This window comes from Proteus cibi (assembly GCF_003144405.1).
GTDB classification, from domain to species: domain Bacteria; phylum Pseudomonadota; class Gammaproteobacteria; order Enterobacterales; family Enterobacteriaceae; genus Proteus; species Proteus cibi.
Map to the genome: position 1 here is coordinate 13213 of NZ_PENW01000015.1, position 24191 is coordinate 37403.

Here is a 24191-nt window from a genome sequence, read left to right on the forward strand (position 1 = left end):
TACGCTGTACTAAGAATAAGAAATTAAAGGCCTCTGAATTGAATATTCAGGGGCTTTTTTTTGGCTTAATAAGTATTAAGTTATATTGATGATTGTTATTCCCAAGAAAAAGAACCCACTAAAAGTGGGTTCTCAATTTAAAACGATTATCAAGATATTATTAATAACACCTGATTATCAGTTTTGGCTTTCAGCTTTAGTCATTTCTGAAGAAGCGTGATTAGTAGAACAATGTCCACCAGCACCTATGCGACCTTTCTTATCAAAAGCTGGGCGTGCTTCCCACGCTTTGATTTCAATTGCCACAGGCGCTTCATCAGCGGCGGGTGCTTTTGTCATTGGTGAGCTTGCATGCAGTTTACGTATTGTAGCAACAGGCTCTTGACGAATAACGACTTCCGTTGGTTTGCTCTCTGTAACGACGTTGACTTCTTCAACAGCGGCTACGTTTTCTTCTGTCTGGTTTTCAATAACAGCGTCAACGACAGCGTCAATAACCGTTTCAACAGCAATTTCTTTGTGCTGTTCAACCGCGTCTTCCGTTGCAATTACTGCTTCAACAGGTTGAGGTTCAGGCGTTGATACCTCACTCTCTATAGGTGAAACAGTATCTTGTACAACTTCTTCTGGCTCGATATCTGTTTCAGCGTGTTGTGAAGTTTCATGCATGTAAGCTTCAGTGGTATTTAATACCGCTGAAATATTCTCTTTACGAGTAACGTGCTCTTCGGTATTCACTTCATTGATTACATCGCTGATGACATTGTTTTCAATGATATCGTTAGTTTCAACAGGTGTGGCTTGTGGTTCTACTGCAATAATTTCAGCAACAGCCTCGGTGTTTGCTTCAGTGCTAACGGTGACAGAGTAAGTTGATTCAGTCGATCCTACCTGTGCAATATCAGCAACAATGGCTTCTGAAACCGCAGGCGCGATAGCGACCATTTGTGGATCTTTATGAGTAATAATGTGGTTTTCAACAGAAACGTCATTGTTGTTTTCAACATTATTTTCAATCAATGATGCATCACTTACTGGTGTGATTGGGTAGCGAATGAAGACTTTACCTGAAGCAAGTTCAGGAGAAGCAACCGCCATTGCCAGAGGCATTGGTGATACTGTTAAGGTACGCTCATCACGATAGCGGCGACGACGTTGACCACTTACACGTAAATGACGAGGTGAACGGCGAGAACGACGTGGCATAACATTATCTTGCCCGTTATTATCTTCGTTTTTATTGTCATCTTGTGATTTAGTTGCATCAGGTAATGCTTTTACAGCTGGCGCTTCATTTACTTCAACCTTTGTAACAGCAACTGCTTTAGGTGCTGATTTTTCTGTTGGCGCAACTTTAGTTTGTGTTGTTGCAACAGGTGGCTCAGAAACCGCTTTTTCGGTCGAAACAGGTGCGACTACTAATGCATTATTATCATTGTCAGTTACACGTACAGATTGTGTTAATTGACGACGATTACGGCGTTGCATCACAGGGCGACGAGGTTCTTCTTTCTTCTCATCAGCACTGTTTTTTGCAACGGTATCATTTTCAGCAAGAGCGGCTTGTGCTTTAGCAGCTTCTTGTTGCTGTTGACGTTTTTCTTCTTGACGACGACGCTGTTCAGCACGTTGTTCACGACGTTGCTGGCGACGAGCTTCGCGTTCTGCAATCTCTTGTTCACTACTGACTTCCGTGGTTGGCGTCGTTTGTGGTTTTTGATTGCGATTTTTGCGATTATCTTCGCTATTTGCGTTATCACGATTACGATCGTTATCACGATCACGGCGATTATTGTTGTTACGTCGATTATTGTTATTACGACGATCACGACGATTGTCGTTATTCTCTTTCTTATTTTCCTGTGGTTTTTCTTGTGTTACCGCAGGTGCGGGTTCACTACTAAATAAGTTAGAGAAGAATTTTGCGATAGAAGCAAAGAAACCTGTACCTTGAGCTTGTTCTGATTTAACCGGTTTAGCTTGAGGTTGAGGTGTTTTTTTGCTTTTTGTCGCTTCAATTGGCTCTTCTTCTTGCAATCCAAAGGCTGAAATAGCCGGTTGTTCAGGTGCTTTACGCTCTGTAACAACATCGTCCTCAGCTTCATTTAACTGACTCTCATGGAATTGCGCTAAGTTGTAGCTCAGAGAAGTAATTTCTTCGCCTTTACGTACACGAATAACCGAGAAATGAGGCGTTTGCATTTGGTCATTAGGAACAATAACCACTTTGACATTAGATTGACGTAATTCAATGTCAGTCACTGCTTTACGTTTTTCGTTAAGTAAATAAGAGGCAATTTGAACAGGCACAATCGCATGTACTTCATGTGTATTTTCTTTAAGTGCTTCTTCTTCGATAAGACGTAACACAGAAAGTGACAGTGATTCGTTATCACGAATAGTACCAGTGCCTAAGCAACGCGGACAAACGTGATGGCTAGATTCACCTAATGAAGGACTTAAACGTTGACGAGACATCTCTAATAAGCCAAAGCGAGAGATGCGTCCAATTTGAATGCGAGCACGGTCTTGGCGAACAGCTTCGCGCATTCTGTTTTCAACTTCACGCTGATGGCGAACAGGCGTCATGTCGATAAAGTCGATAACAATTAAACCACCCAAGTCGCGTAAACGTAATTGGCGCGCAATTTCGTCAGCCGCTTCTAAGTTAGTGTTAAATGCAGTTTCTTCGATATCACCACCACGGGTTGAGCGTGAGGAGTTGATATCAATCGCTGTTAATGCTTCGGTCGTATCAATAACTAAAGCACCACCTGAAGGAAGGCGAACTTCGCGCTGAAACGCAGATTCAATCTGTGATTCAATCTGGTAATGGCTAAACAGAGGTACTGCACCTGTGTAATGGCGAATTTTACTAGCAAAATCACCACGACCAATCGCTTCAATATGGCTACGCGCCATTTCAACGACTTTGGCGTTATCAATTAAAATTTCACCGATATCAGGACGTAAGTAGTCGCGGAATGCGCGAACGATGACATTACTTTCCTGATGGATTAAGAATGGCGCAGGACGATTCTCAGCCGCTTTCTTAATTGCATCCCAGTGTCTTAGACGATAGCTTAAGTCTTGTTGTAGCGCTTCGGCAGATTTACCTACACCCGCAGTACGTACAATCAGACCCATGCCATCTGGGATTTCAAGGCTTGATAAAGCTTCTTTGAGTTCAGTACGGTCTTCACCTTCAATACGGCGAGAAATACCACCTGCACGAGGATTATTTGGCATTAAGACCAAATAACTTCCTGCAAGGCTGATAAAAGTGGTTAACGCTGCACCTTTATTACCACGCTCTTCTTTATCAACTTGAACAATAACTTCTTGGCCTTCTTTTAAGACATCTTTGATGTTAGGACGACCATGGGAGTGATAGTTACTAGGAAAGTATTCGCGGGCTATTTCTTTAATAGGAAGGAAACCGTGGCGTTCCGCACCATAATCAACAAAAGCGGCTTCTAAGCTGGGTTCAATTCTCGTAATTTTACCTTTATAGATATTCGCTTTTTTCTGTTCATGACCGGGGCTTTCGATATCCAGATCGTACAAACGTTGCCCATCGACAAGGGCAACACGCAACTCTTCCTGCTGAGTTGCGTTAATTAACATTCTTTTCATATTGTGACTTACTCGTTATTTTCACGTTTTATAATGTGCCACTAACATACGTAATTACACTATTGATAACCGATGACCTCGTGTCTTTTACAAAGGCGTCAACCTCACGGTTGTCGATTGTATAGAGGTGCAATATGTCGGTGAGTCTGATTTTTAGTTCAAAAATTCAGCACTCTTTAATTGAACACAATGTTTCAACTCAATAAGCGATGTATTTATGGCATACTAAATTGTTTGATTTTCGACTATGTCTTACGCCATTGCTGCATTTTGAAAATCAAACAAACAAAATTTTCATAAATATACCTGATAAACATAATCAGGAGAGTCTGCATTATTCCATTGGTGTTAGGGTTATAGCAAGATGACTTTTCTGCTTTGGTGACTTTTTCTGTATAAATATGAGAGATTAGCTAATGTTTCGTCTTTTTCCCATTATTCAGGTTAAAATAGACGACAGATTTTGATGTTATTTTGTACACCACAAAGTTGTTTGTTATTTTTATTTTAAGAGAGCCAAAGAATCGCCACTATGAAATCATTTAATCAAGTTCAGTTCGTCACCATTGATGGCGATGAAGCAGGCCAGCGTATCGATAATTTTTTACTGGCACGCTTAAAAGGTGTACCAAAAAGTATGATTTACCGAATTATCCGCAAAGGGGAAGTTCGAGTTAATAAAGGGCGAATTAAACCTGAATATAAACTCAATGCGGGTGACAGTATCCGTATCCCTCCTGTGCGAGTATCGGAAAAAGAAGAAGTCGCTGTATCACCAAAACTTGATAAAGTCTCGGCGTTGGCTAATTGTATTTTATATGAAGATGAGCACTTAATGCTCATTAATAAACCTTCAGGTACGGCTGTACATGGGGGAAGCGGTCTCAGTTTTGGTGTGATTGAAGGCTTACGCGCATTGCGTCCAGAAGCTCGTTTTTTAGAGCTTGTACATCGTCTCGATAGAGATACATCAGGTGTTTTGTTAATTGCAAAAAAACGTTCAGCATTGCGAGCGTTGCATGAACAATTACGCTTAAAACAGATGCAAAAAGATTATTTAGCCTTAGTTCGTGGTCAATGGCAATCTCACACTAAAGTTGTTCAGGCACCGTTATTGAAAAATATTCTTCAAAGTGGTGAGCGAGTGGTTAAAGTGAGTAATGAAGGAAAACCTTCAGAGACACGTTTTAAAGTTGAAGAACGTTTTGCATTTGCCACACTTGTTAAAGCAAGTCCTGTGACAGGAAGAACACACCAAATTCGTGTACATACATTACATGCAGGTCATCCTATTGCATTTGATGATCGTTATGGTGATCGTGATTTTGATTCACAATTGGTAGGAACCAAACTTAATCGCTTATTTTTACATGCAAGCTCTTTGACATTTACTCATCCTTCAACAGGTGAACAAATGCGAATTGAAGCGCCAATGGATAATCAGTTACGCCATTGTTTACAAGTATTACGCAGTCAAAAATCTTAAGTCGAAAAATTTTATTTCGACAGAAAATCTAAATACCCAATGCGCCCAGTTAGCTGGGCGTATTGCTTTTCTTAAACCACTAAAAAAGTGAATAGGAAATAGGACTAACCTTCCACTTTTGTCATGCATTGCTCAACAATTTTATCAATGTTCCACTCTTTAGGCAGTGATTTTGAACCGTTTTTGCGCATTTCCATATCTACACGGATAAATTCAGTAATTCCGTAATCTTTAATAATGCCGTCGTAAGTGCATTCACATACTTCAGCAATTTGAGGAATTAACGCATCATCGGTAATACCAGAACCTAATATGCAACTACTGACAAAATTCTTTTTAAATAAGGATGTGTTGTCATCTTTTTTGTCTGAAATCACACTGTCTTGGATAGTATTTGTCGTGTTAGCTGTTTTTGTTGTCGAAATTTCAGTGTCTTTTTCATCAGAACAACCCACTAATGCTGTTGCCATCACCAAAGCTGTTAAGACTGATGCTAATTTATTCATAATACGCTTTATCGCTACATAAGATTAAAAAATAAGATGATCAGATTTATTTTTGATCATCAGAGAAAAATAATGGGTTTATTCTTTGCGAGAGTAACATTTTATTCAATCGGATAAGTGGTAAACCAATTAAAGAATTTGGATCGTCACCAACAAGTTTATCAAATAGGGTAATACCTAGCCCCTCAGATTTAAAACTTCCAGCACAATTGAAAGGCATTTCTTTATTTAAATAACTGATAATTTCTTCATCTGTTAAATGGCGAAAGTAAACTTGGAATAATTCACAATGTGTTTGATGTTCTAAAGTTAGGCTATTATATACAGTTAATCCGGTGTAGAACGAGATACATTGCCCAGAAGCTTGTTTTAATTGTGCAAAAGCATTATCAAAATTATGGGGTTTCCCCGTAATCTTTTTATTTAGCACACAAACTTGATCAGAACCAATTATAAGGTGATGTGGAAATTTTGCTTGTAAAGCGCTGGCTTTTTCATAGGATAAGCGACTGACAAGATCTTGAGCGCACTCTGTGGGCATAGGGGTTTCGTCAATCTCTGGAGATGCCTGTATAAAGGGCATTCCAAGCTTTTTCAGCAACTGAGCTCGAAAGGGTGAAGTAGACGCAAGAACGAGTGGCAACATATTTTTTTTAAAATCCGTAGCAAAATGATGCCTGACATTCTAAACTATGCGCCGCTGATAAAGCGAATTTTGGTGGAAAGGTGTAGATAACCCGCCTTTTTCTTTGACTATATTCCATTACAAAGATAATATGCGCGCCTTATGCAAAAGGTAAAATTACCCCTGACCATTGATGCGCTGCGAGCAGCTCAAAAGAATTTAGACTATGACGGTCATTATTCTCCAGAGCAAGTAAGCCGCTTAGCTGAATCGGTGGTCAGTGTGGACAGTAATATTGATGTGGCTTTATCATTTGATATCGACCATCAACGTCTTGCCGTGATTAAAGGGCATTCCGATGTGGATGTAACTTTAGAATGTCAACGTTGTGGTGGCCATTTTCCGTATCATGTTCACGCAACATATTGTTTTAGCCCTGTTGTCAGTGATGAACGGGCCGAGACATTACCGGAAGAATATGAACCAGTTTATGTAAACGAATTTGGTGAAATAGATTTGCTGGCAATGATTGAAGATGAAATAATCCTCAACTTGCCGGTGGTTCCGGTACATGATTTTGAACACTGTGAAGTGTCCGACGCGGATATGGTGTTTGGTGAACTCCCTGAAGAATTATCAGAGAAGCCAAATCCATTTGCCGTATTAGCCAGTTTAAAGAAAAGTACTAAGGAGTAAGGTCAATGGCCGTACAACAAAACAAACCAACTCGTTCTAAACGCGGTATGCGTCGCTCTCATGACGCGCTGACAGTAACTCAAGTTTCTGTTGACAAAACTTCTGGTGAAACTCACCTGCGTCACCATGTAACTGCTGACGGTTACTACCGTGGCCGCAAGGTTATCAACAAGTAATTAGCTTTATAGCTCGTTGATACCTTGACAAATCTAACCATAGCGTTAGATGCGATGGGCGGGGACTTCGGTCCTCGCATCACAGTGCCTGCTTGTTTGCGGGCGCTGGCATCTAATCCTCATTTGAAAATATTGCTGGTAGGTCAACCAGACTCTATCTCTCCTCTGCTTGCAAATCAAAATGCTGAGCTAATCTCCCGTTTACATGTTATACCCGCAGAACATATTGTCGCCAATGATGCGAAACCGTCACACGCTATTAGAGCGAGTAAAGGTACATCAATGCGAGTGGCTCTTGATCTCGTGAAAACAGGGGATGCACAGGCGTGTGTAAGTGCGGGAAATACTGGCGTATTGATGGGATTAGCAAAGCTTCGACTTAATGCAATTGATGGAATTGAACGTCCTGCACTGGTTTCGGTATTACCTAACCAGAAAAAAGGTAAGACGGTTGTTCTGGATTTAGGCGCCAACGTTAATTGTGATAGCAAAATGCTGGTCCAGTTTGCGGTAATGGGCGCAGTTATGGCCGAAGAGATAGCAGGGATTGATTCACCCAAAGTGGCACTTTTAAATATAGGTGAAGAAGAAAGTAAAGGATTAGATAATATCCGCGAAGCTGCTACGGTATTAAAATCGACACCAAATATTAACTATATTGGTTATGTTGAAGGTAATGAGTTACTGACAGGAAAAACTGATGTATTGGTGTGTGACGGCTTCGCAGGTAATGTCTCCCTTAAAACGATGGAAGGAGTTATCAGAGTTTTCCTTTCATTGATTAAATCTTCTACTACCGAAAATAAAAAAACGTCGTGGTGGATGAAATTATTGAAGAAATGGTTACAAAAACGACTAATTAAGCGTTTTGGACATATGAACCCCGACCAGTATAACGGTGCTTCTCTGTTAGGATTACGCGGTATCGTCATTAAAAGCCATGGTGGCGCAAATGAAAGCGCGTTTACAGCAGCAATAGAACAGGCTGTTCATGCCGTTGAGCGAAAAATTCCAGAGCGAATTGCTTCACGACTGACAACAGTATTACCCAAGAGCGATTGATAGAATGTATACAAAAATCTTAGGTACTGGTAGTTACTTGCCTGTACAAGTGCGAACTAATGCCGATTTAGAAAAAATGGTTGAAACATCTGACGAGTGGATTGTTACCAGAACGGGTATTCATGAACGTCGAATTGCAACAGAAGAAGAAACTGTTGCCGTGATGGGCGCGGGTGCTGGCGAAAAAGCATTAGAAATGTCAGGTATTGATAAGCAAGACATTGGATTGATTATTGTGGCAACTACATCTGGCTCACATGCATTTCCAAGTGCCGCTTGCCAAATTCAAAATGCACTAGGTATTAATGACTGTATTGCTTTTGATGTTGCAGCAGCATGTTCAGGTTTTGTTTATGCATTAAGTATTGCGGATCAATTTATTAAAGCGGGTTCTGTTAAAAAAGCACTGGTTATTGGTGCTGACAGATTATCTCACGCTTTAGATCCTGAAGATCGTGGCACGATTATCTTATTTGGTGATGCGGCAGGTGCTGTGGTTGTTGGCGCATCAGAAGAAGAAGGCATTATCTCTACCCATTTACATTCTGATGGACGTTTTGGTGATCTATTAGCATTACCTTATCAAAGTAGAGAAAATGACGATTTACCTGCTTACGTGACCATGGCAGGAAATGAAGTTTTTAAAGTCGCAGTTCGTGAGCTTGCCCACATTGTGGATGAGACACTTGAAGCTAACAAAATTGATAAATCTGAACTGGACTGGCTTGTGCCTCATCAGGCAAATTTAAGAATTATTTCAGCGACAGCGAAAAAGCTGGATATGACAATGGATAAAGTAGTGGTGACATTAGATCGCCATGGCAATACGTCAGCAGCATCAGTCCCAACAGCATTAGATGAAGCTGTAAGAGACAATCGCATTCAACGTGGTCAGTTAATCTTACTGGAAGCGTTTGGCGGTGGTTTTACTTGGGGTTCTGCACTTATCCGTTTTTAATATTATCAGGAAAATAAACATGACTGATTTTGCAATGGTTTTCCCCGGACAGGGATCACAAGCTATTGGAATGCTTGCAGAACTTGCAGAGCAATATCCAATCGTGACTGAAACATTTGCTCAAGCATCTGATGTATTGGGTTACTCTCTTTGGGATTTAGTTCAAAATGGCCCTGAAGAAGAGCTAAACAAAACATGGAAAACACAGCCAGCACTATTAGCCGCTTCTGTTGCTATCTGGCGTGTATGGCAAGAAAAACAAGGCAAAATGCCACAAGTTATGGCAGGTCACAGTCTTGGCGAGTATTCTGCTTTAGTGTGTGCGGGAGTTATTGATTTCGCTGCTGCAATTAAATTAGTAGAATTACGTGGTCAACTGATGCAAGAAGCCGTTCCTGCGGGTACTGGTGCAATGTATGCGATTATCGGTTTAGATAATGACGCTATTGCAAAAGCCTGTGAAGAAGCTGCTCAAGGGCAAGTTGTTTCACCAGTAAACTTTAACTCACCGGGACAAGTTGTTATTGCCGGTAACAAAGAAGCGGTAGAACGCGCGGGTGTGTTATGTAAAGAAGCCGGTGCTAAACGTGCATTACCATTAGCGGTAAGTGTGCCTTCTCACTGCGCTTTAATGAAGCCCGCTGCTGATAAACTTGCAGTTGCATTGCAAGAAATCGAATTTAAACAACCTGAAATTCAGGTTGTTAATAACGTTGATGTGATAGCGCAAACAGATGCCAATGCAATCCGTGATGCGTTAGTTCGCCAGCTTTATAATCCGGTTCGCTGGACTGAAACGGTTGAACTTATTGCTGAAAAAGGTATCACACAACTATTAGAAATCGGACCAGGAAAAGTATTAACTGGTTTAACAAAACGTATTTCTAAAGAGATGAACGCTGCAGCAGTTAATGATCTTGCATCATTAGATGTTGCATTAGGAAATGACTGAGGGATCTCATGGGATTTGACGGAAAAATAGCGCTAGTTACTGGTGCAAGCCGTGGCATTGGCCGTGCGATTGCAGAAGATTTAGTTGCACGTGGTGCGACAGTAATTGGTACAGCAACGAGTGAAAACGGCGCGCAAGCGATTAGCGAATATTTAGACGGTAAGGGTAAGGGTTTTGTGTTAAACGTCACAGAAAACGACTCTATCGAAAAATTATTAGCCGATGTGCGTGCTGAATTTGGCGAAATTGATATTTTGGTCAATAATGCAGGTATTACTCGTGATAACCTGTTGATGCGCATGAAAGATGATGAGTGGCAAGATATCATTGATACTAATCTTTCATCAGTCTTCCGTCTGTCTAAAGCAGTTATGCGTGCTATGATGAAAAAACGTCATGGTCGTATAATTACTATTGGTTCTGTTGTTGGAACCATGGGTAATGCAGGACAGGCAAACTACGCGGCGGCGAAAGCGGGTGTGATTGGTTTTAGTAAATCATTAGCACGCGAAGTTGCTTCCCGTGGCATTACGGTGAATGTTGTTGCTCCAGGCTTTATCGAAACTGATATGACTAGAGCATTAACAGACGACCAAAGAGCAGGTATTTTATCTCAAGTCCCTGCTAACCGTTTAGGTGATGCCAAAGAGATTGCCAGTGCTGTAGCTTTCTTAGCTTCTGATGAAGCGAGCTATATCACGGGTGAAACATTGCATGTCAATGGTGGCATGTACATGATCTAATTATGGGGACGTCTTTATATTTGCTTTTTGCGTACAATATAATGCAAAATATAGCGAATAAAGTAGTCCACACAGTCGGGATTGGTTAGATCTTTTCCTGTATTTATAAACTAAGAAAATCATCGCGCAAGCGAGTTTTGATAGGAAATTTAATAGTATGAGCACTATCGACGAACGCGTTAAGAAAATCATTGTTGAACAACTGGGTGTTAAAGAGGAAGAAGTTGTAAATTCAGCTTCATTTGTTGATGACTTAGGCGCTGATTCTCTTGACACAGTTGAGCTGGTAATGGCTCTGGAAGAAGAATTCGATATCGAAATCCCAGACGAAGAAGCAGAAAAAATTACTACAGTTCAAGCTGCTATTGATTACGTTGAAAACGCAGGTAAATAAGCTTGCTAATCTAGGCGGTCACTCGACCGCCTATATTTTTAATCCTAAACTTTTTCCCTCCTTGGAGGATAAGCGTGTCTAAGCGTCGTGTAGTTGTGACCGGACTAGGCATGTTATCTCCTGTCGGTAATAACGCAGAAGCTTCTTGGGAAGCTGTGTGTGCCGGACAGAGTGGTATCGGCCTTATCGAAGATTTTGACACCAGTCATCATGCGACTAAATTCGCTGGATTGGTAAAAGATTTCAATCATGAAGATTATAATCTTTCGCGTAAAGATGCGCGTAAGATGGATCTTTTCATTCAATATGGTATTGCAGCGGGTGTGCAGGCCATTGCGGATTCAGGTCTTGAAGTAACAGAAGCCAATGCAAGTCGTATCGGAGCTGCTATTGGTTCTGGTATTGGTGGCTTAGGCCTTATCGAAGAAAACCATACATCGATGATGAATGGTGGTCCTCGTAAAATTAGCCCATTCTTTGTACCTTCAACCATCATTAATATGGTTGCAGGGCATTTAAGCATTATGTATGGTCTTCGTGGCCCAACAATCTCTATCGCAACAGCGTGTACTTCAGGTGTTCATAATATTGGACATGCTGCACGTATTATCGCTTATGGTGATGCAGATGTAATGCTGGCGGGCGGTGCCGAAAAAGCGACCACACCTTTAGGTTTAGGTGGCTTTGGTGCTGTTCGTGCATTATCAACACGTAACGATAACCCTCAAGCGGCTAGCCGCCCATGGGATAAAGATCGTGATGGTTTTGTATTAGGTGATGGTGCGGGTGTTCTTGTTCTTGAAGAGTACGAACATGCTAAAAACCGTGGTGCTAAAATTTATGCTGAAGTCGTAGGTTTTGGTATGAGCAGCGATGCTTATCACATGACTTCACCGGCAGAAAATGGCGAAGGCGGTGCGCTGGCAATGACAAATGCACTGAAAGATGCGGGTATTGCCTCATCAGAAGTGGGTTATATCAACGCACACGGTACATCAACAAATGCTGGCGATGTTGCTGAAGCACAAGCGGTAGAAAACGTATTTGGCAAAGGCACTGATGTATTAGTTAGCTCAACAAAATCTATGACAGGTCACTTATTAGGTGCTGCTGGTGCTATTGAGTCTATCTTTACTATCCTTTCACTGCGTGATCAAATCGTACCACCAACAATTAACCTAGATAATCAAGACGAAAATTGTCATCTTGATTTTGTTCCACATAAAGCACGCAAAGTTGAGAACATGGAATATGCTCTGTGTAACTCATTTGGCTTTGGTGGTACTAACGGTTCAATTCTCTTTAAACGCGTATAACCCGTTTTTTGTAGAAAGTTGAAAATACCTAAAGGCCCAGAATGATACTGGGTCTTTTATTTTGTCCTTTTACTGCCAGTTGTTTTATCATGTGCAGATTGATATCAATAACATAGATGCAAGGTGTGTTAGATGTATTGGGTAAATGGACAACAGCAACAAAATGTAGATGCCAGTGATCGTGCGGTACAGTTTGGCGATGGTTGTTTCACAACACTCGCTGTTGAGTCAGGTGATCCCATTTTGTTATCTGCACACATAAATCGCTTAAAACAAGGCTGCAACGCTCTCTTCTTACCTCATCCTAATTGGTCTGAACTTGAAAAACAGATCATCGATATTGCTTCTCTGACGCAAACAAAAAGTGTTATTAAAATTATTATTAGTCGTGGGTGTGGTGGACGAGGGTATTCCTCCAATGGATTTATAACGCCGACAGTAATAATATCATTGTCATCTTATCCTACCCATTATCGTAACCAGCAGAGCGAAGGTGTATCGCTGGGTATAAGTCCAGTTACCTTAGGGCAAAATCCTTTATTGGCCGGGATAAAACACCTCAATCGTCTAGAACAAGTCCTTATCAAATATCATTTAGAACAAACAGAATTTGATGATGTTTTAGTGTGTGATAATGAAGGATATTTAGTTGAAGCCAATGCAGCGAACCTTTTTTGGCGCAAAGAAAATAGGCTTTTTACCCCCAATCTGACTAATTCAGGGGTAGATGGCATTATGCGCCAATCTATCTTTCGATTAGCTCAAAAAAATCATTGGGAAATTGATATTGTGAGAGAAAAACCTGAAACACTTTATCAAGCTGATGAAATATGGTTAACAAATGCGTTGATGCCAGTGATCCCCGTTTCACAAATCACTTTTTCAGATGATAAGCGCTATCAATATCCTAATAGGGATTATTATCATGTTGTTTTACAACACAGTTTGTCACTTAAATAGAATTTAATGAGTTATAAATGAAGATAAAAAAAATAGTATGGATAGTTTTTTTTGCCTTATTGATTAGCCTTGGTGCCGTTGCATTGTATATGATGCAACATCTTCGAGATCTAGAAGAAAAGATTGTTGTAAAACAAGATGAATTGCTACTGACTGTGCCCGCAGGAACAGGGCGTGTTGCTATGGAGCAACTATTAATAAAAAATAATCTGCTGAATGAAGGGGATTATTTTCAGGTTTTATTAAAAGCCAAACCAGAACTAAGCCAATTTAAAGCAGGCACTTACCGTTTAACAAACGGGATGACATTACATGAGGTTTTATTGCTGATCAAAAGTGGTAAAGAAGCTCAGTTTTCTATCCGTTTTATAGAAGGAAGCCGTTTAAAGGATTGGCAATCTATTTTTGAACAAGCGCCTCAACTTGCTGCTATTGCACACACGATGGATAGCGATAAGCTACGTCAAGAAATAGGAATAAAGCCAGAGATCACTAGTCTAGAAGGTTGGTTTGCACCAGATACCTACCACTATACTGCGGGTACAACTGATGTAGCAATTTTAAAACGTGCCTATCAACAAATGGAAAAGACACTAGAAGAAGAGTGGATCAAACGTGACCGTGATTTACCCTATAAATCCGCTTATGAAATGCTTATCATGGCATCAATTATTGAAAAAGAGACAGGTATTGATGCTGAAAGAACAAAAGTTGCGTCTGTTTTTGTCAATCGATTAAAAACGAATATGCGATTACAAACTGATCCAACGGTGATCTATGGTTTAGGGGATAAATATAGAGGCACGATTTATCGTAGTGATTTAAATGGCTATACACCTTATAACACGTATCAAATTGATGGTTTGCCACCAACACCAATAGCAATGCCCGGTGTTGCTTCAATTAGAGCGGCTGCACATCCAGCGGATACACGTTACCTCTATTTTGTTGCAGATGGAACGGGTGGTCATAAATTTTCAACCACACTTAATGAACATAATAAAGCCGTCGCACAATACCGACGCTTACAACAAAGATAATTATGAACAACAGCAAATTTATTGTAATTGAAGGATTAGAAGGCGCTGGAAAAACCAGCGCAATCCAAACGGTTATTGATACACTTAAAGATAAAGGTATCACCAATCTGGCTTTTACCCGTGAACCTGGTGGCACACCGCTTGCTGAAAAACTCCGTGAACTTATCAAGCAAGGTATTGACGGCGAAAAAGTCACGGATAAAGCCGAATTATTGATGCTATATGCAGCGCGTGTTCAACTGGTTGAGAACGTCATAAAACCCGCATTAGCGGAAGGTAAATGGGTGATTGGCGATAGACATGATCTCTCTTCACAAGCTTATCAAGGCGGTGGGCGTGGCTTAGATAAAGATCTTATGTTGTCACTTCGTAATACTGTACTTGGTGATTTCCGCCCAGATTTAACTTTGTATCTTGATTTAGATCCGGCAATGGGTCTTGCCAGAGCGCGTGCTAGGGGCGAGTTAGATCGGATTGAAAAAGAATCAATGGATTTCTTTTATCGCACTCGTGAACGTTATCAGGCATTAGCTAAAGGTGATGATACTATTATCACGATAGATGCATCTCAAACGATTGAAAAAGTACAAACAGATATCCGTCAAACATTAACCGCGTGGCTAGTTCAGCAGGAAAATAAATCACTATGAATTGGTATCCTTGGCTAAATCAGGCATATCGACAACTTATTAGCATGTATCAAGAAGGGCGTGGTCATCATGCTTTGCTTTTACATGCGATAGAAGGCATGGGAGGAGAAGCTCTCTCTTATGGATTAAGTCGTTGGTTAATGTGCCAGAATAAACAGGGATTAAAAAGTTGTAATGAATGCCATAGCTGTCGTTTGATGCTTGCTGAAACACACCCAGATTGGCATATTTTGCAGAGTGAAAAGGGTAAGTCCTCTATTGGGATTGAAGCAGTAAGAAAAGTCACTGAAAAGCTGGAACATCATGCTCAGCAAAGTGGTTTCAGAGTGGTTTGGATAAAAGATGTTGAAGCGTTAACAGAAGCGGCGGCAAATGCATTACTCAAAACGTTAGAAGAGCCACCTAAAAACACCTATTTTTTATTGAATTGTCAGCAACCGGAAGTGTTATTGGCGACATTGCGTAGTCGTTGTTTTTATTATCATTTAGCAACGCCAGATCTCCAGCACGCAACGCATTGGTTACAGCAACAATTACCAAACATCCCTTATGCAAATAGTGTGACGGCATTAAATCTCTCTCAGAACGCTCCGGTTTTAGCACTTTCATTATTGAAAGATGAGTGGAAAGAAAGAGCGACTTTTTGCCAAGCTTTATATGTAAGCATACAACAACATGATTTATATTCATTTTTGCCACAATTAAATCAAGATAATGCCGAACGTCGCTTGTATTGGTTGTTATCCTTGCTGCTGGATGCATTAAAATACCAAACCAATGCACAAGTATATTGTGTGAACCAAGACCAACAAGCATTGATTATGGCGTTATCACAATGGCCTTCGGATATTTTGTTATCCACGATTGATGGATGGAAACAGTGTCGTTACCAGTTAATGACCATTCCAGCATTAAATAGAGAATTATTACTAGTAGAGCAGCTACTAGATTGGGAAAATCAGCTAGCCACAAAAAATTAATTATCTATATATTAATTATGATTTAGCTGTAATAAAAAACACCTATACTCTAACTCATTCGAGTTGCAGGTAGGCGGCAAGCAAAGATATCCCGATGAGCATACTCATGTATGTGATTCGGGTTGCTGAGCGTAGCCAACACCCCCTGTAACTTGAAGGATAACGAGTATATAAGTCGTACCAGATAAATGAGAGTAAGTTATGTTTTTAGTTGATTCACACTGCCATCTCGACTGCTTAGATTATGAAAAATTACATGAAAATATTGATGATGTTGTCGAAAAAGCACAGCAGCGTGATGTTCGATATATGTTAGCAGTAGCAACTACATTACCGGGCTTTAAGAGTATGCGTGAGCTAATCGGTAAACGTGACAATATCGCCTTTTCTTGTGGGATACATCCTTTAAATTTAGATGAAGGTCATGATATTGAAGAATTAGCACGTTTAGCAGCGGCACCGGATGTTGTGGCTTTAGGTGAAACAGGGCTAGATTACTATTACCAACAAGAAAATGCGGCTCTGCAACGTGACATTTTCCGTGAGCATATTCGTATTGGACGCCAAGTTAATAAACCCGTTATTGTGCATACACGCAGTGCTCGCGAAGATACTTTGTCGATTTTAAAAGAAGAAAAAGTTCAAGATTGTGGTGGTGTTTTGCATTGCTTTACTGAAGATAAAGAGACGGCAACAGCATTACTTGATCTTGGTCTATATATCTCTTTTTCCGGTATTGTGACATTTAGAAATGCTGAACAAATTAGAGAAGCCGCTCGTATCGTGCCTCTTGATCGGATTTTAGTTGAAACAGACTCTCCTTATTTAGCGCCAGTTCCTCATCGCGGAAAAGAAAATCAACCCGCTTATGTCCGTGATGTTGCAGAGTATATGGCTGTCTTAAAAGGGGTGAGTGTTGAAGAGTTAGCGCAACAAACAACACGCAATTTTGCTAAGCTCTTTCATATTCAAAACTTACCTGCTTAATAGAATTAATCAGGAATTAAAATAAATAATAAGGTGATGGAAATGGCAGAAGAAACAATTTTCAGTAAAATTATTCGTGGTGAAATTCCAGCCAATATCGTTTTTCAAGATGATACAGTGACTGCATTTCGTGATATTTCACCTCAAGCACCCACTCATATTCTAATTATTCCTAATAAACTTATTCCTACGGTTAATGATGTTACTGCGGAAGATGAGCAAGTATTAGGACACCTTTTTGTTGTTGCGGCAAAAATTGCACAACAAGAAGGTATTGCAGAAGATGGCTATCGCTTAGTGATGAACTGTAATAAACATGGTGGACAAGAAGTTTTCCATATCCATATGCATTTACTTGGTGGAAAACCATTAGGACCATTATTAAGCCAGTAATGGATATGATACTAACAGCAGGATAACAGGAAGTAATACATGATAAGACAAGGTAAGGTCGTTTTTTCATTACTTATCGCTGTGTTTATGACGACATTGCTCACAGGATGTTTATCATCTCATTCAGATAATAAGCTCTATTTCAATCGTCAGCAGGCGATTATTATGGAGCCTTCGGTATTAGTTGTCGGCGTTGTTGCGGGTCAGCCAACCATTGAACACCATGCTAATGGTACAAAAGCGACAGTCATGTTATCAAATACACAATCTTACCCTGTCACTATTCGCTATCGTTTTTATTGGTATAACGAACAAGGACTTGAAGTTTCTCCGGCTGGGAATGTAAATGATGTGACGATTCTTGGTGATGGTGATGCCGAAATTAGTGGTGATATACCAGATAAAACCATTAGTTATGTCAGAGTTTATCTCTTTACTTAGGATAAGGTAACACGAGCATGAAAAGAGTTCTATTTGTGGCGATATCTGTGTTTTTATTAGCAGGTTGTCCATCTATGTTGCCACAACAACCGCCTGTACCTGTAGAGCCGGTGACGCCTACAGAGCCAGTAGAGCCACCTCAACCAATAGAGCCACCTATTGAAGTTGTGCCAACGCCACCTAAAATCACGAGTATTAATTGGAATGCTGCTGTCACTCCTTTAATTAGAGAAATGGCGGTTACTGGTGATTTAGAAGCGGGTAAACTTATCGTTGTTGATAATGTTAAAAATAATTCTGGTGGGAATATTCAATCGGTAAATGCAACTAATACCATTATTGAATCTGTTAATAGTATTAGTGCATTGCAAACGGTACCTTATACGCAAATGATTTCAGCACGAAAAGCCCTCGGTTTATCAGGTGAAGATAGCTTGGGTCTTCGTAGTGCAGCGATTGGCTTAGCCCGTTATTTGAAAGCTGATTATATTTTATTCTCAACTGTTGATGGTAAAAAAGATAACCGTGTGATCAGTATGCAGTTAATGTCGGTTTCCTCTGGTGAAATTCTTTGGAATGGGCGCCATAAGGTTGAGTGATCCGCATTACTCAAGTTTGCTTAATGCCTTGCAAGCGCTTTTCCCTGCAACGGCATTAAGTAAATGGAAAATCACTGCATTAGAAGGATCTGGCGGTGGTGCTTTTCGTGTGCAATGTGCAGATATTGACTGGGTTGCTCGTTATTATGGCGATGAAAAAAAAGCGCTTTATGTACATGGAAGAAAAGAATACGCCATTTTAAAACAGCTATCATGCTCTAATTTATCACCTAAAGTTGCTACACGTTATAAAGAGTGGTTTTTTCTTTATTGGTTACAGGGTGAACATCTTACTCACCAAGCACTTTTTAGTGTTTATTTAAAACCGTTGGCTGAAAAAATAGCCATACTCCATCAACACACTCCGTTAGGTTTTCCTCTTAACTTAAAGCATGAATTATTAATTTATTGGCAGCGTATTGATAGAAAACGTTTATCTGCTAAATGGTTACGATTACAACAACATTTTTTACGCCAACCTCGATGCAATCTCATAAAATACGCGCCTGCTCACATGGATTTACATGTTGAGAATATTCTTCTTAGTGATTCCGGTATAAAATTTATTGATTGGGAATATGCAGCCGATATTGATACAGCAGATTCGTTGATGACGTTTTTTGCAACAAACCAACTCAATGAGGCACAACAAAATACGTTTTTGGATTATTATTATTCGTATCATTGTCATTATGCTCAACCCAAAGCGGCAGATATTTATTCTGTGAACACGTTGAAAGAGCGTATTTTTTCAAGAGAGCCATTCATTTTTTATATGATGCTAATGTGGTATGAAGTCCGTTGGCAACAAACAAAAGATGGATCATTTTTAATAATGTCTGAACCTTTACGTCGCTATTTCAGTCTGACGAATTAAAGACATTATCTTGTCACAATTACAAAGAGAGGAATGTTATGGGTCCGGTAATGCTTGATGTTGAAGGATATGAACTCGATAGTGAAGAGCGTGAAATTTTAAAGCATCCTCTTGTCGGTGGATTAATCCTCTTTACCCGCAACTTCCATGATGCTGAACAATTAAATGAATTAGTTCGTCAAATTCGGGATGCATCTCATGAGCGCCTTGTGATTGCCGTAGACCAAGAAGGAGGGCGAGTACAGCGCTTCCGTGATGGTTTTACACGCATACCAGCAGCTCAATCTTATGCGGCACTCAATGAAGGTTATCAAGCCAGCCATTTAGCACAAGAAGCTGGGTGGTTAATGGCATCAGAAATGATTGCCATGGATATTGATATCAGTTTTGCACCTGTGCTCGATTTAGGTCATAACTGTATTGCTATTGGTGAGCGTTCTTTCCATGATTCACCTGAGATTGCCATGACAATGGCAGAGAGCTTTATTAAAGGTATGCGCTCTGCGGGCATGAAATCAACAGGTAAACACTTTCCTGGTCATGGCGCGGTAAGAGCTGACTCTCATAAAGAAACACCTCGTGATGATCGCTCTTTAAATGATATTCGCCAACGTGATATGTCTATTTTCAAAGACTTTATTCAACGCCAGTTATTAGATGCCATTATGCCGGCTCATGTTATTTATTCTCAGGTTGATGAGCGCCCTGCAAGTGGTTCATCGTACTGGTTGAAATCCATTTTACGTGAACAATTAGGCTTCCAAGGCGTTATCTTCTCTGATGATTTATCGATGGAAGGTGCTGCCATTATGGGAAGTTATGCAGAAAGAGCACAACGTTCACTAGATGCCGGTTGTGATATGCTTTTAGTGTGTAATAACCGAAAAGGGGCAGTAAGTGTGTTAGATAACCTGTCCTCTGTCAAAGCAGAACGCATTTCCACATTGTACCATCACCGAGGTCGTTACACATTGAGTGAGCTACAAACCTCTGATCGTTGGAAAAAAGCGCATCAGTTGCTGACCCAATTACAGGAGCAATGGCAGGAGCGAGCATGATTATATATTTACATGGTTTTGATTCCACAAGTCCTGGAAATCATGAGAAAGTTTTACAGCTACAGTTTATTGATCCTGATGTCCGCTTTTTAAGCTACAGTACGTTGCATCCTCGTCATGACATGCAACACTTACTGAAAGAGACGGATAAAGTGATTAAATCCACGAAAGAGCCCGTATTAATTTGCGGTGTAGGATTAGGTGGGTATTGGGCAGAGCGTATTGGTTTCTTATGTAATATTCGTCAGGTAATGATTAATCCTAATCTTTTTCCTTACGAAAACATGACAGACAAAATCGACAGACCTGAAGAATATTTAGATATTGCAACGAAATGTATTAAAGATTTTCGTTCTAAAAACAAAGATAACGCTTTAGTGATTTTATCTCGTAATGATGAGATTTTAGATAACCAGCGTTCTGCTGATGAATTATCGCCTTATTACTCTGTCATTTGGGATGAAGTACAAACGCATAAATTTAAGAGCCTCTCTGAACATCTATTTAAAATTAAAGCGTTTAATAGCAAAGAGTAAGACCAAAGTAATGTGCTTAAAATGGATGGCGTTTGTGCCATCCATTTTTTATCTAACGTAGCTAAAACGCCCATACTGTTCTTTCTATCTCTCTCTTTTCAATATTTGTTTTGCCCCTTTATTTTTTATCATCTCAATTATCACTAATAGTTTTAATGTTCTTTCTTATGTCAATATCTCTAATTCATTGTATTTAATAATAAAACAAATATTTTTATGTTTTTGATGGTGATTTATTCATCAGTAAAAGGCAAAAAACGACGGTTTTCTTCAAAAAATAGATATGAATATTCAAATATTTTTGATATAAATCAACTTTGGTATGACCATATTTCCAATTAACTTGCTTAAGAACAAAAATAACAGCCGAAACGATTTAACTGTCGTTATTTAAGTAGATTTCACTAAGACTATTTAAATAACAACAGTAAATATCTTTATGGAGTGACGTTAAATGTCATTAAAAAAAATTGTTATTGTCGGTGGTGGCGCGGGTGGTTTAGAACTGGCGACCAAATTAGGCAATAAATTAGGGCGCAGCAAAAAAGCAGAAATCACCTTAGTGGATCGTAACAATAGTCATCTATGGAAACCTTTGTTACATGAAGTGGCAACAGGCTCTTTGGATGATGGTGTTGATGCTTTAAGCTATTTAGCACACGGCTATAACCATCATTTCAATTTCCAATTAGGCTCATTAACTGGGCTTGATCGTGAGCAAAAAACTATCACACTGGCTGCTATTTATGATGAAGAGCAAGAGCTACTCGTACCTGAGCGCACATTAGACTATGATATTTTAGTAATGGCGTTAGGCAGTAAATCAAACGATTTTGGCACACCGGGTATTAAAGAGAACTGTATTTTCTTGGACAGTCCTCAACAAGCACATCGTTTCCATAATGAAATGTTGAATTTGTTTTTAAAATATTCAGCAGATAACAATGCACAAGAAGAAAATCGTAAGGTAAATATTGCGATTGTGGGTGGTGGTGCGACGGGGGTTGAGCTTTCAGCTGAATTGCATAATGCAGTCCGCCAGCTTAATAGTTATGGATTAAAAAAATTAGCACCTTCAGCATTAAATATCACTTTGGTTGAAGCTGGAGAACGTATCTTACCTGCATTACCAGTACGTATTTCTAGTGCTGCACATCAAGAATTAACAAAATTAGGTGTGCGAGTGATGACTAAAACTATGGTCACAAGCGCAGATGAAGGTGGATTAAACACCAAAGATGGTGAGCATATCGATGCTGACTTAATGGTGTGGGCGGCGGGTATTAAAGCCCCCGATTTTATGAAAGAGATTGCCGGTCTGGAGACTAACCGTATTAATCAGTTGGTTGTTAAACCAACCTTACAAACAACCGTAGATGAATTTATCTTTGCGATTGGTGACTGTTCTTCTTGTCCAAGAAAAGAAGGCGGTTTTGTTCCACCAAGAGCACAATCCGCACATCAAATGGCAAGCCGTTGTTACGGCAATATCTTAGCAATGTTAAAAGATAAGCCGTTAAAAGATTATGTATTTACCGATCACGGCTCATTAGTTTCACTCTCTAAATTTAGTACGGTGGGGAGTTTGATGGGGAATTTGATGAAAGGGGACATGATGATCGAAGGGCGCATAGCGCGGATTGTTTATATTTCTTTATATAGAATGCATCAAATTGCTTTGCATGGTTATATCAAAACTGGGCTTATGATGTTAGTTGGGTCAATCAATCGAGTGATTAGACCTAAACTAAAACTTCATTAATTTATCTTTTGTTTTACAGATAAGACAAAAGTTACCTTTTAAAACCCTCATATTATATGAGGGTTTTTTATCTATTTTTCTTTTAAATTAAATAATTAAATGAGAATATCTAAATAAGATAAAAAATCTTAGCATAAAGCACTAGATGATTTATCTTTCTATATCAAAAATAACCAATAACTCTAGCGTTCAATAGAATAATGATAAATATAATTTTATTATTAAGTTCAATCTTGTCATATTGAAAATAGCGGTTATTTTATTTATAGCGTTAAATTATTTAAGACTTTTCTTAAATAAAAAATGATGTTTAATTCATTAATTCATCAAATAAAGTGTTATGGTGTTTAGTAGATTTGTATAAGAAAGATAATAAGTGAAAATTATTAGAGATAAGCTTAACTTGTTATTTTTATTCGTATTTAATTGGATTAAATAATCTTACAAATCTTAAAAGTAAATTTTAGAATATGAAATTAAATATGAAATATATCCTATTTTTAGGCGACATTTGTTAACTTGGTGTTATCATAATGATATATTATAAATAGTATAACGATTTCTATTTTTTCAGCTTAATAAATTAAGATCTATCTTAATATAATGTGTAAGTCGTGAGAATATCGTCAGTATTTATTTAATTAAGTAATTAAAACAGAAATAAGTGGTGTATTTAACATGTCATAAATACGTAGTTTACTTATTATGTTAATCAGCATGGATGTTGAATTAAGCTATCAGATTAGAGAATTCATTTATTGAATACTAAATATATTAGCCAGTTAGAGTGAACCAGAGGCTTTTATTACGCATCGATGGCAATTAAGGATAAAACAAATAAAAAGGGGTGAAAGTGGGTGTTAATGTCAAAAAGTACACACTAATAGGACTGATCATTGTATTAGCTATTCTTTCATTTATTGCATGGAGGTGGGTATTTCCCCAACCTCAATACGCTCATGTCGTTTCGGCTACACCGATTAAATCGACTGTTTTTGTGACAGAAGAGTATTGTCATCGAATTGGATTACCGACACCTTTTACACCAGAAAAATTGTCACGATTTCACCCTGCAGAGCAAGAGTGTCGAGTGTTTTATATGATTGAAGCACTCAATAACAGCAATATTGCTAGTTTCCCTTACCCTCAATTTAAAGAGTGCATCCCGATTTATCGTCAAGAGCGTAGAATTGTGGGTTATGATGTGCTTTATACTATCGATGGAACACCGGGCAAGGTGCGTACCACGTTCAAACCCGGTGAAGTTATCGCCTTAGATTCTGATGGTAGACTGATTTTAGAACAAGAGCCTTATTGTTCTATGAATGAAAAAGTGCCTTGTCGCAAAGAGTAAATCA

Annotated in this window: 25 protein-coding genes; 22 read left to right on the plus strand and 3 right to left on the minus strand. The window is 39.3% G+C overall.

All coding sequences use genetic code 11. The features are described from left to right. Window positions 1-177: 177 nt before the first annotated feature. A complete protein-coding gene (gene rne / locus DK865_RS07640) occupies window positions 178-3636 on the minus strand; it encodes a ribonuclease E (RefSeq protein WP_109391603.1) in 3459 nt (1152 codons plus the stop codon). Between the two features lie 532 nt (window positions 3637-4168). Here rne and rluC point away from each other — a divergent pair. Then, the gene (gene rluC / locus DK865_RS07645; RefSeq protein ID WP_023582579.1) at window positions 4169-5122 is read left to right on the plus strand and encodes a 23S rRNA pseudouridine(955/2504/2580) synthase RluC; all 954 of its coding nucleotides are present in this window, start codon (window positions 4169-4171) and stop codon (window positions 5120-5122) included. Between the two features lie 104 nt (window positions 5123-5226). Here rluC and DK865_RS07650 read toward each other — a convergent pair whose 3' ends face one another. Both DK865_RS07650 and DK865_RS07655 read right to left on the minus strand, forming a co-directional pair. Continuing rightward, window positions 5227-5628 carry a hypothetical protein gene (locus DK865_RS07650; protein ID WP_023582578.1) on the minus strand — a complete coding sequence of 134 codons (402 nt, stop codon included), beginning with the start codon at window positions 5626-5628 and terminating at the stop codon, window positions 5227-5229. A gap of 46 nt (window positions 5629-5674) precedes the next feature. Beyond that, on the minus strand, window positions 5675-6274 hold the full coding sequence (locus DK865_RS07655) for a Maf family protein (protein ID WP_023582577.1): 600 nt from the start codon (window positions 6272-6274) through the stop codon (window positions 5675-5677). Between the two features lie 141 nt (window positions 6275-6415). Between DK865_RS07655 and yceD the strand changes: the two genes are divergently transcribed. From yceD to umoD, 21 genes are all read left to right on the plus strand, one after another. Continuing rightward, complete coding sequence (yceD, locus tag DK865_RS07660) at window positions 6416-6949, plus strand: 23S rRNA accumulation protein YceD (protein ID WP_023582576.1); 534 nt, start codon at window positions 6416-6418, stop codon at window positions 6947-6949. A gap of 5 nt (window positions 6950-6954) precedes the next feature. Then, complete coding sequence (gene rpmF / locus DK865_RS07665; RefSeq protein ID WP_006537252.1) at window positions 6955-7125, plus strand: 50S ribosomal protein L32; 171 nt, start codon at window positions 6955-6957, stop codon at window positions 7123-7125. Between the two features lie 24 nt (window positions 7126-7149). Then, window positions 7150-8187 carry a phosphate acyltransferase PlsX gene (gene plsX / locus DK865_RS07670; protein WP_071788556.1) on the plus strand — a complete coding sequence of 346 codons (1038 nt, stop codon included), beginning with the start codon at window positions 7150-7152 and terminating at the stop codon, window positions 8185-8187. A 4-nt stretch (window positions 8188-8191) separates the two neighbouring features. Then, window positions 8192-9145, plus strand: coding sequence for a beta-ketoacyl-ACP synthase III (locus DK865_RS07675; RefSeq protein WP_023582574.1), 954 nt, complete (start codon window positions 8192-8194; stop codon window positions 9143-9145). A gap of 19 nt (window positions 9146-9164) precedes the next feature. Next, entirely contained in the window at window positions 9165-10097 is a 933-nt protein-coding gene (gene fabD, locus DK865_RS07680) for an ACP S-malonyltransferase (protein WP_023582573.1), read from the plus strand. A gap of 8 nt (window positions 10098-10105) precedes the next feature. Further along, complete coding sequence (gene fabG / locus DK865_RS07685; protein WP_023582572.1) at window positions 10106-10840, plus strand: 3-oxoacyl-ACP reductase FabG; 735 nt, start codon at window positions 10106-10108, stop codon at window positions 10838-10840. 157 nt (window positions 10841-10997) lie between these two features. Then, window positions 10998-11234 (plus strand): acyl carrier protein, encoded by a 237-nt coding sequence (gene acpP, locus DK865_RS07690; protein ID WP_004247087.1) that lies wholly within the window; start codon window positions 10998-11000, stop codon window positions 11232-11234. Between the two features lie 74 nt (window positions 11235-11308). Next, the gene (gene fabF, locus DK865_RS07695) at window positions 11309-12550 is read left to right on the plus strand and encodes a beta-ketoacyl-ACP synthase II (RefSeq protein ID WP_036913381.1); all 1242 of its coding nucleotides are present in this window, start codon (window positions 11309-11311) and stop codon (window positions 12548-12550) included. Window positions 12551-12682: 132 nt separating this feature from the next. After that, window positions 12683-13510, plus strand: coding sequence for an aminodeoxychorismate lyase (gene pabC, locus DK865_RS07700; RefSeq protein ID WP_109391604.1), 828 nt, complete (start codon window positions 12683-12685; stop codon window positions 13508-13510). A 17-nt stretch (window positions 13511-13527) separates the two neighbouring features. Next, the gene (gene mltG, locus DK865_RS07705) at window positions 13528-14550 is read left to right on the plus strand and encodes an endolytic transglycosylase MltG (protein ID WP_023582569.1); all 1023 of its coding nucleotides are present in this window, start codon (window positions 13528-13530) and stop codon (window positions 14548-14550) included. A gap of 2 nt (window positions 14551-14552) precedes the next feature. Beyond that, window positions 14553-15200, plus strand: a complete 648-nt coding sequence (gene tmk, locus DK865_RS07710; RefSeq protein WP_023582568.1) for a dTMP kinase — start codon at window positions 14553-14555, stop codon at window positions 15198-15200. Next, complete coding sequence (holB, locus tag DK865_RS07715; protein ID WP_109391605.1) at window positions 15197-16180, plus strand: DNA polymerase III subunit delta'; 984 nt, start codon at window positions 15197-15199, stop codon at window positions 16178-16180. Before tmk ends, holB begins: the two co-directional genes overlap by 4 nt. 201 nt (window positions 16181-16381) lie before the next feature. After that, on the plus strand, window positions 16382-17167 hold the full coding sequence (locus DK865_RS07720; protein WP_109391606.1) for a metal-dependent hydrolase: 786 nt from the start codon (window positions 16382-16384) through the stop codon (window positions 17165-17167). A gap of 42 nt (window positions 17168-17209) precedes the next feature. Next, window positions 17210-17560 (plus strand): purine nucleoside phosphoramidase, encoded by a 351-nt coding sequence (gene hinT / locus DK865_RS07725; protein WP_036913377.1) that lies wholly within the window; start codon window positions 17210-17212, stop codon window positions 17558-17560. Between the two features lie 39 nt (window positions 17561-17599). Continuing rightward, on the plus strand, window positions 17600-18001 hold the full coding sequence (locus DK865_RS07730) for a YcfL family protein (RefSeq protein ID WP_023582565.1): 402 nt from the start codon (window positions 17600-17602) through the stop codon (window positions 17999-18001). A gap of 17 nt (window positions 18002-18018) precedes the next feature. Next, a complete protein-coding gene (locus DK865_RS07735) occupies window positions 18019-18600 on the plus strand; it encodes a penicillin-binding protein activator LpoB (protein WP_023582564.1) in 582 nt (193 codons plus the stop codon). After that, entirely contained in the window at window positions 18593-19477 is an 885-nt protein-coding gene (locus DK865_RS07740) for a phosphotransferase (RefSeq protein WP_228407736.1), read from the plus strand. The genes DK865_RS07735 and DK865_RS07740 overlap by 8 nt, the downstream gene beginning before the upstream one ends. A 38-nt stretch (window positions 19478-19515) precedes the next feature. Beyond that, window positions 19516-20535, plus strand: coding sequence for a beta-N-acetylhexosaminidase (gene nagZ, locus DK865_RS07745; RefSeq protein WP_023582562.1), 1020 nt, complete (start codon window positions 19516-19518; stop codon window positions 20533-20535). Further along, window positions 20532-21071: an alpha/beta hydrolase YcfP gene (gene ycfP, locus DK865_RS07750; RefSeq protein ID WP_023582561.1), complete on the plus strand. Its 540-nt coding sequence runs from the start codon at window positions 20532-20534 to the stop codon at window positions 21069-21071. The genes nagZ and ycfP overlap by 4 nt, the downstream gene beginning before the upstream one ends. Before the next feature lie 454 nt (window positions 21072-21525). Then, on the plus strand, window positions 21526-22833 hold the full coding sequence (locus tag DK865_RS07755; protein WP_109391608.1) for an NAD(P)/FAD-dependent oxidoreductase: 1308 nt from the start codon (window positions 21526-21528) through the stop codon (window positions 22831-22833). A gap of 853 nt (window positions 22834-23686) precedes the next feature. Then, window positions 23687-24187 carry a flagellar biogenesis regulator UmoD gene (gene umoD, locus DK865_RS07760; protein WP_036913371.1) on the plus strand — a complete coding sequence of 167 codons (501 nt, stop codon included), beginning with the start codon at window positions 23687-23689 and terminating at the stop codon, window positions 24185-24187. Window positions 24188-24191 lie beyond the last annotated feature (4 nt).

Bases quoted from the DNA above. Each gene is read 5' to 3' on its own strand.
- rne (WP_109391603.1), bottom strand. From the start codon at position 3,636: ATGAAAAGAATGTTAATTAACGCAACTCAGCAGGAAGAGTTGCGTGTT.
- rluC (WP_023582579.1), top strand. From the start codon at position 4,169: ATGAAATCATTTAATCAAGTTCAGTTCGTCACCATTGATGGCGATGAA.
- DK865_RS07650 (WP_023582578.1), bottom strand. From the start codon at position 5,628: ATGAATAAATTAGCATCAGTCTTAACAGCTTTGGTGATGGCAACAGCA.
- DK865_RS07655 (WP_023582577.1), bottom strand. From the start codon at position 6,274: ATGTTGCCACTCGTTCTTGCGTCTACTTCACCCTTTCGAGCTCAGTTG.
- yceD (WP_023582576.1), top strand. From the start codon at position 6,416: ATGCAAAAGGTAAAATTACCCCTGACCATTGATGCGCTGCGAGCAGCT.
- rpmF (WP_006537252.1), top strand. From the start codon at position 6,955: ATGGCCGTACAACAAAACAAACCAACTCGTTCTAAACGCGGTATGCGT.
- DK865_RS07675 (WP_023582574.1), top strand. From the start codon at position 8,192: ATGTATACAAAAATCTTAGGTACTGGTAGTTACTTGCCTGTACAAGTG.
- fabD (WP_023582573.1), top strand. From the start codon at position 9,165: ATGACTGATTTTGCAATGGTTTTCCCCGGACAGGGATCACAAGCTATT.
- fabG (WP_023582572.1), top strand. From the start codon at position 10,106: ATGGGATTTGACGGAAAAATAGCGCTAGTTACTGGTGCAAGCCGTGGC.
- acpP (WP_004247087.1), top strand. From the start codon at position 10,998: ATGAGCACTATCGACGAACGCGTTAAGAAAATCATTGTTGAACAACTG.
- pabC (WP_109391604.1), top strand. From the start codon at position 12,683: ATGTATTGGGTAAATGGACAACAGCAACAAAATGTAGATGCCAGTGAT.
- mltG (WP_023582569.1), top strand. From the start codon at position 13,528: ATGAAGATAAAAAAAATAGTATGGATAGTTTTTTTTGCCTTATTGATT.
- tmk (WP_023582568.1), top strand. From the start codon at position 14,553: ATGAACAACAGCAAATTTATTGTAATTGAAGGATTAGAAGGCGCTGGA.
- holB (WP_109391605.1), top strand. From the start codon at position 15,197: ATGAATTGGTATCCTTGGCTAAATCAGGCATATCGACAACTTATTAGC.
- DK865_RS07720 (WP_109391606.1), top strand. From the start codon at position 16,382: ATGTTTTTAGTTGATTCACACTGCCATCTCGACTGCTTAGATTATGAA.
- hinT (WP_036913377.1), top strand. From the start codon at position 17,210: ATGGCAGAAGAAACAATTTTCAGTAAAATTATTCGTGGTGAAATTCCA.
- DK865_RS07730 (WP_023582565.1), top strand. From the start codon at position 17,600: ATGATAAGACAAGGTAAGGTCGTTTTTTCATTACTTATCGCTGTGTTT.
- DK865_RS07735 (WP_023582564.1), top strand. From the start codon at position 18,019: ATGAAAAGAGTTCTATTTGTGGCGATATCTGTGTTTTTATTAGCAGGT.
- nagZ (WP_023582562.1), top strand. From the start codon at position 19,516: ATGGGTCCGGTAATGCTTGATGTTGAAGGATATGAACTCGATAGTGAA.
- ycfP (WP_023582561.1), top strand. From the start codon at position 20,532: ATGATTATATATTTACATGGTTTTGATTCCACAAGTCCTGGAAATCAT.
- DK865_RS07755 (WP_109391608.1), top strand. From the start codon at position 21,526: ATGTCATTAAAAAAAATTGTTATTGTCGGTGGTGGCGCGGGTGGTTTA.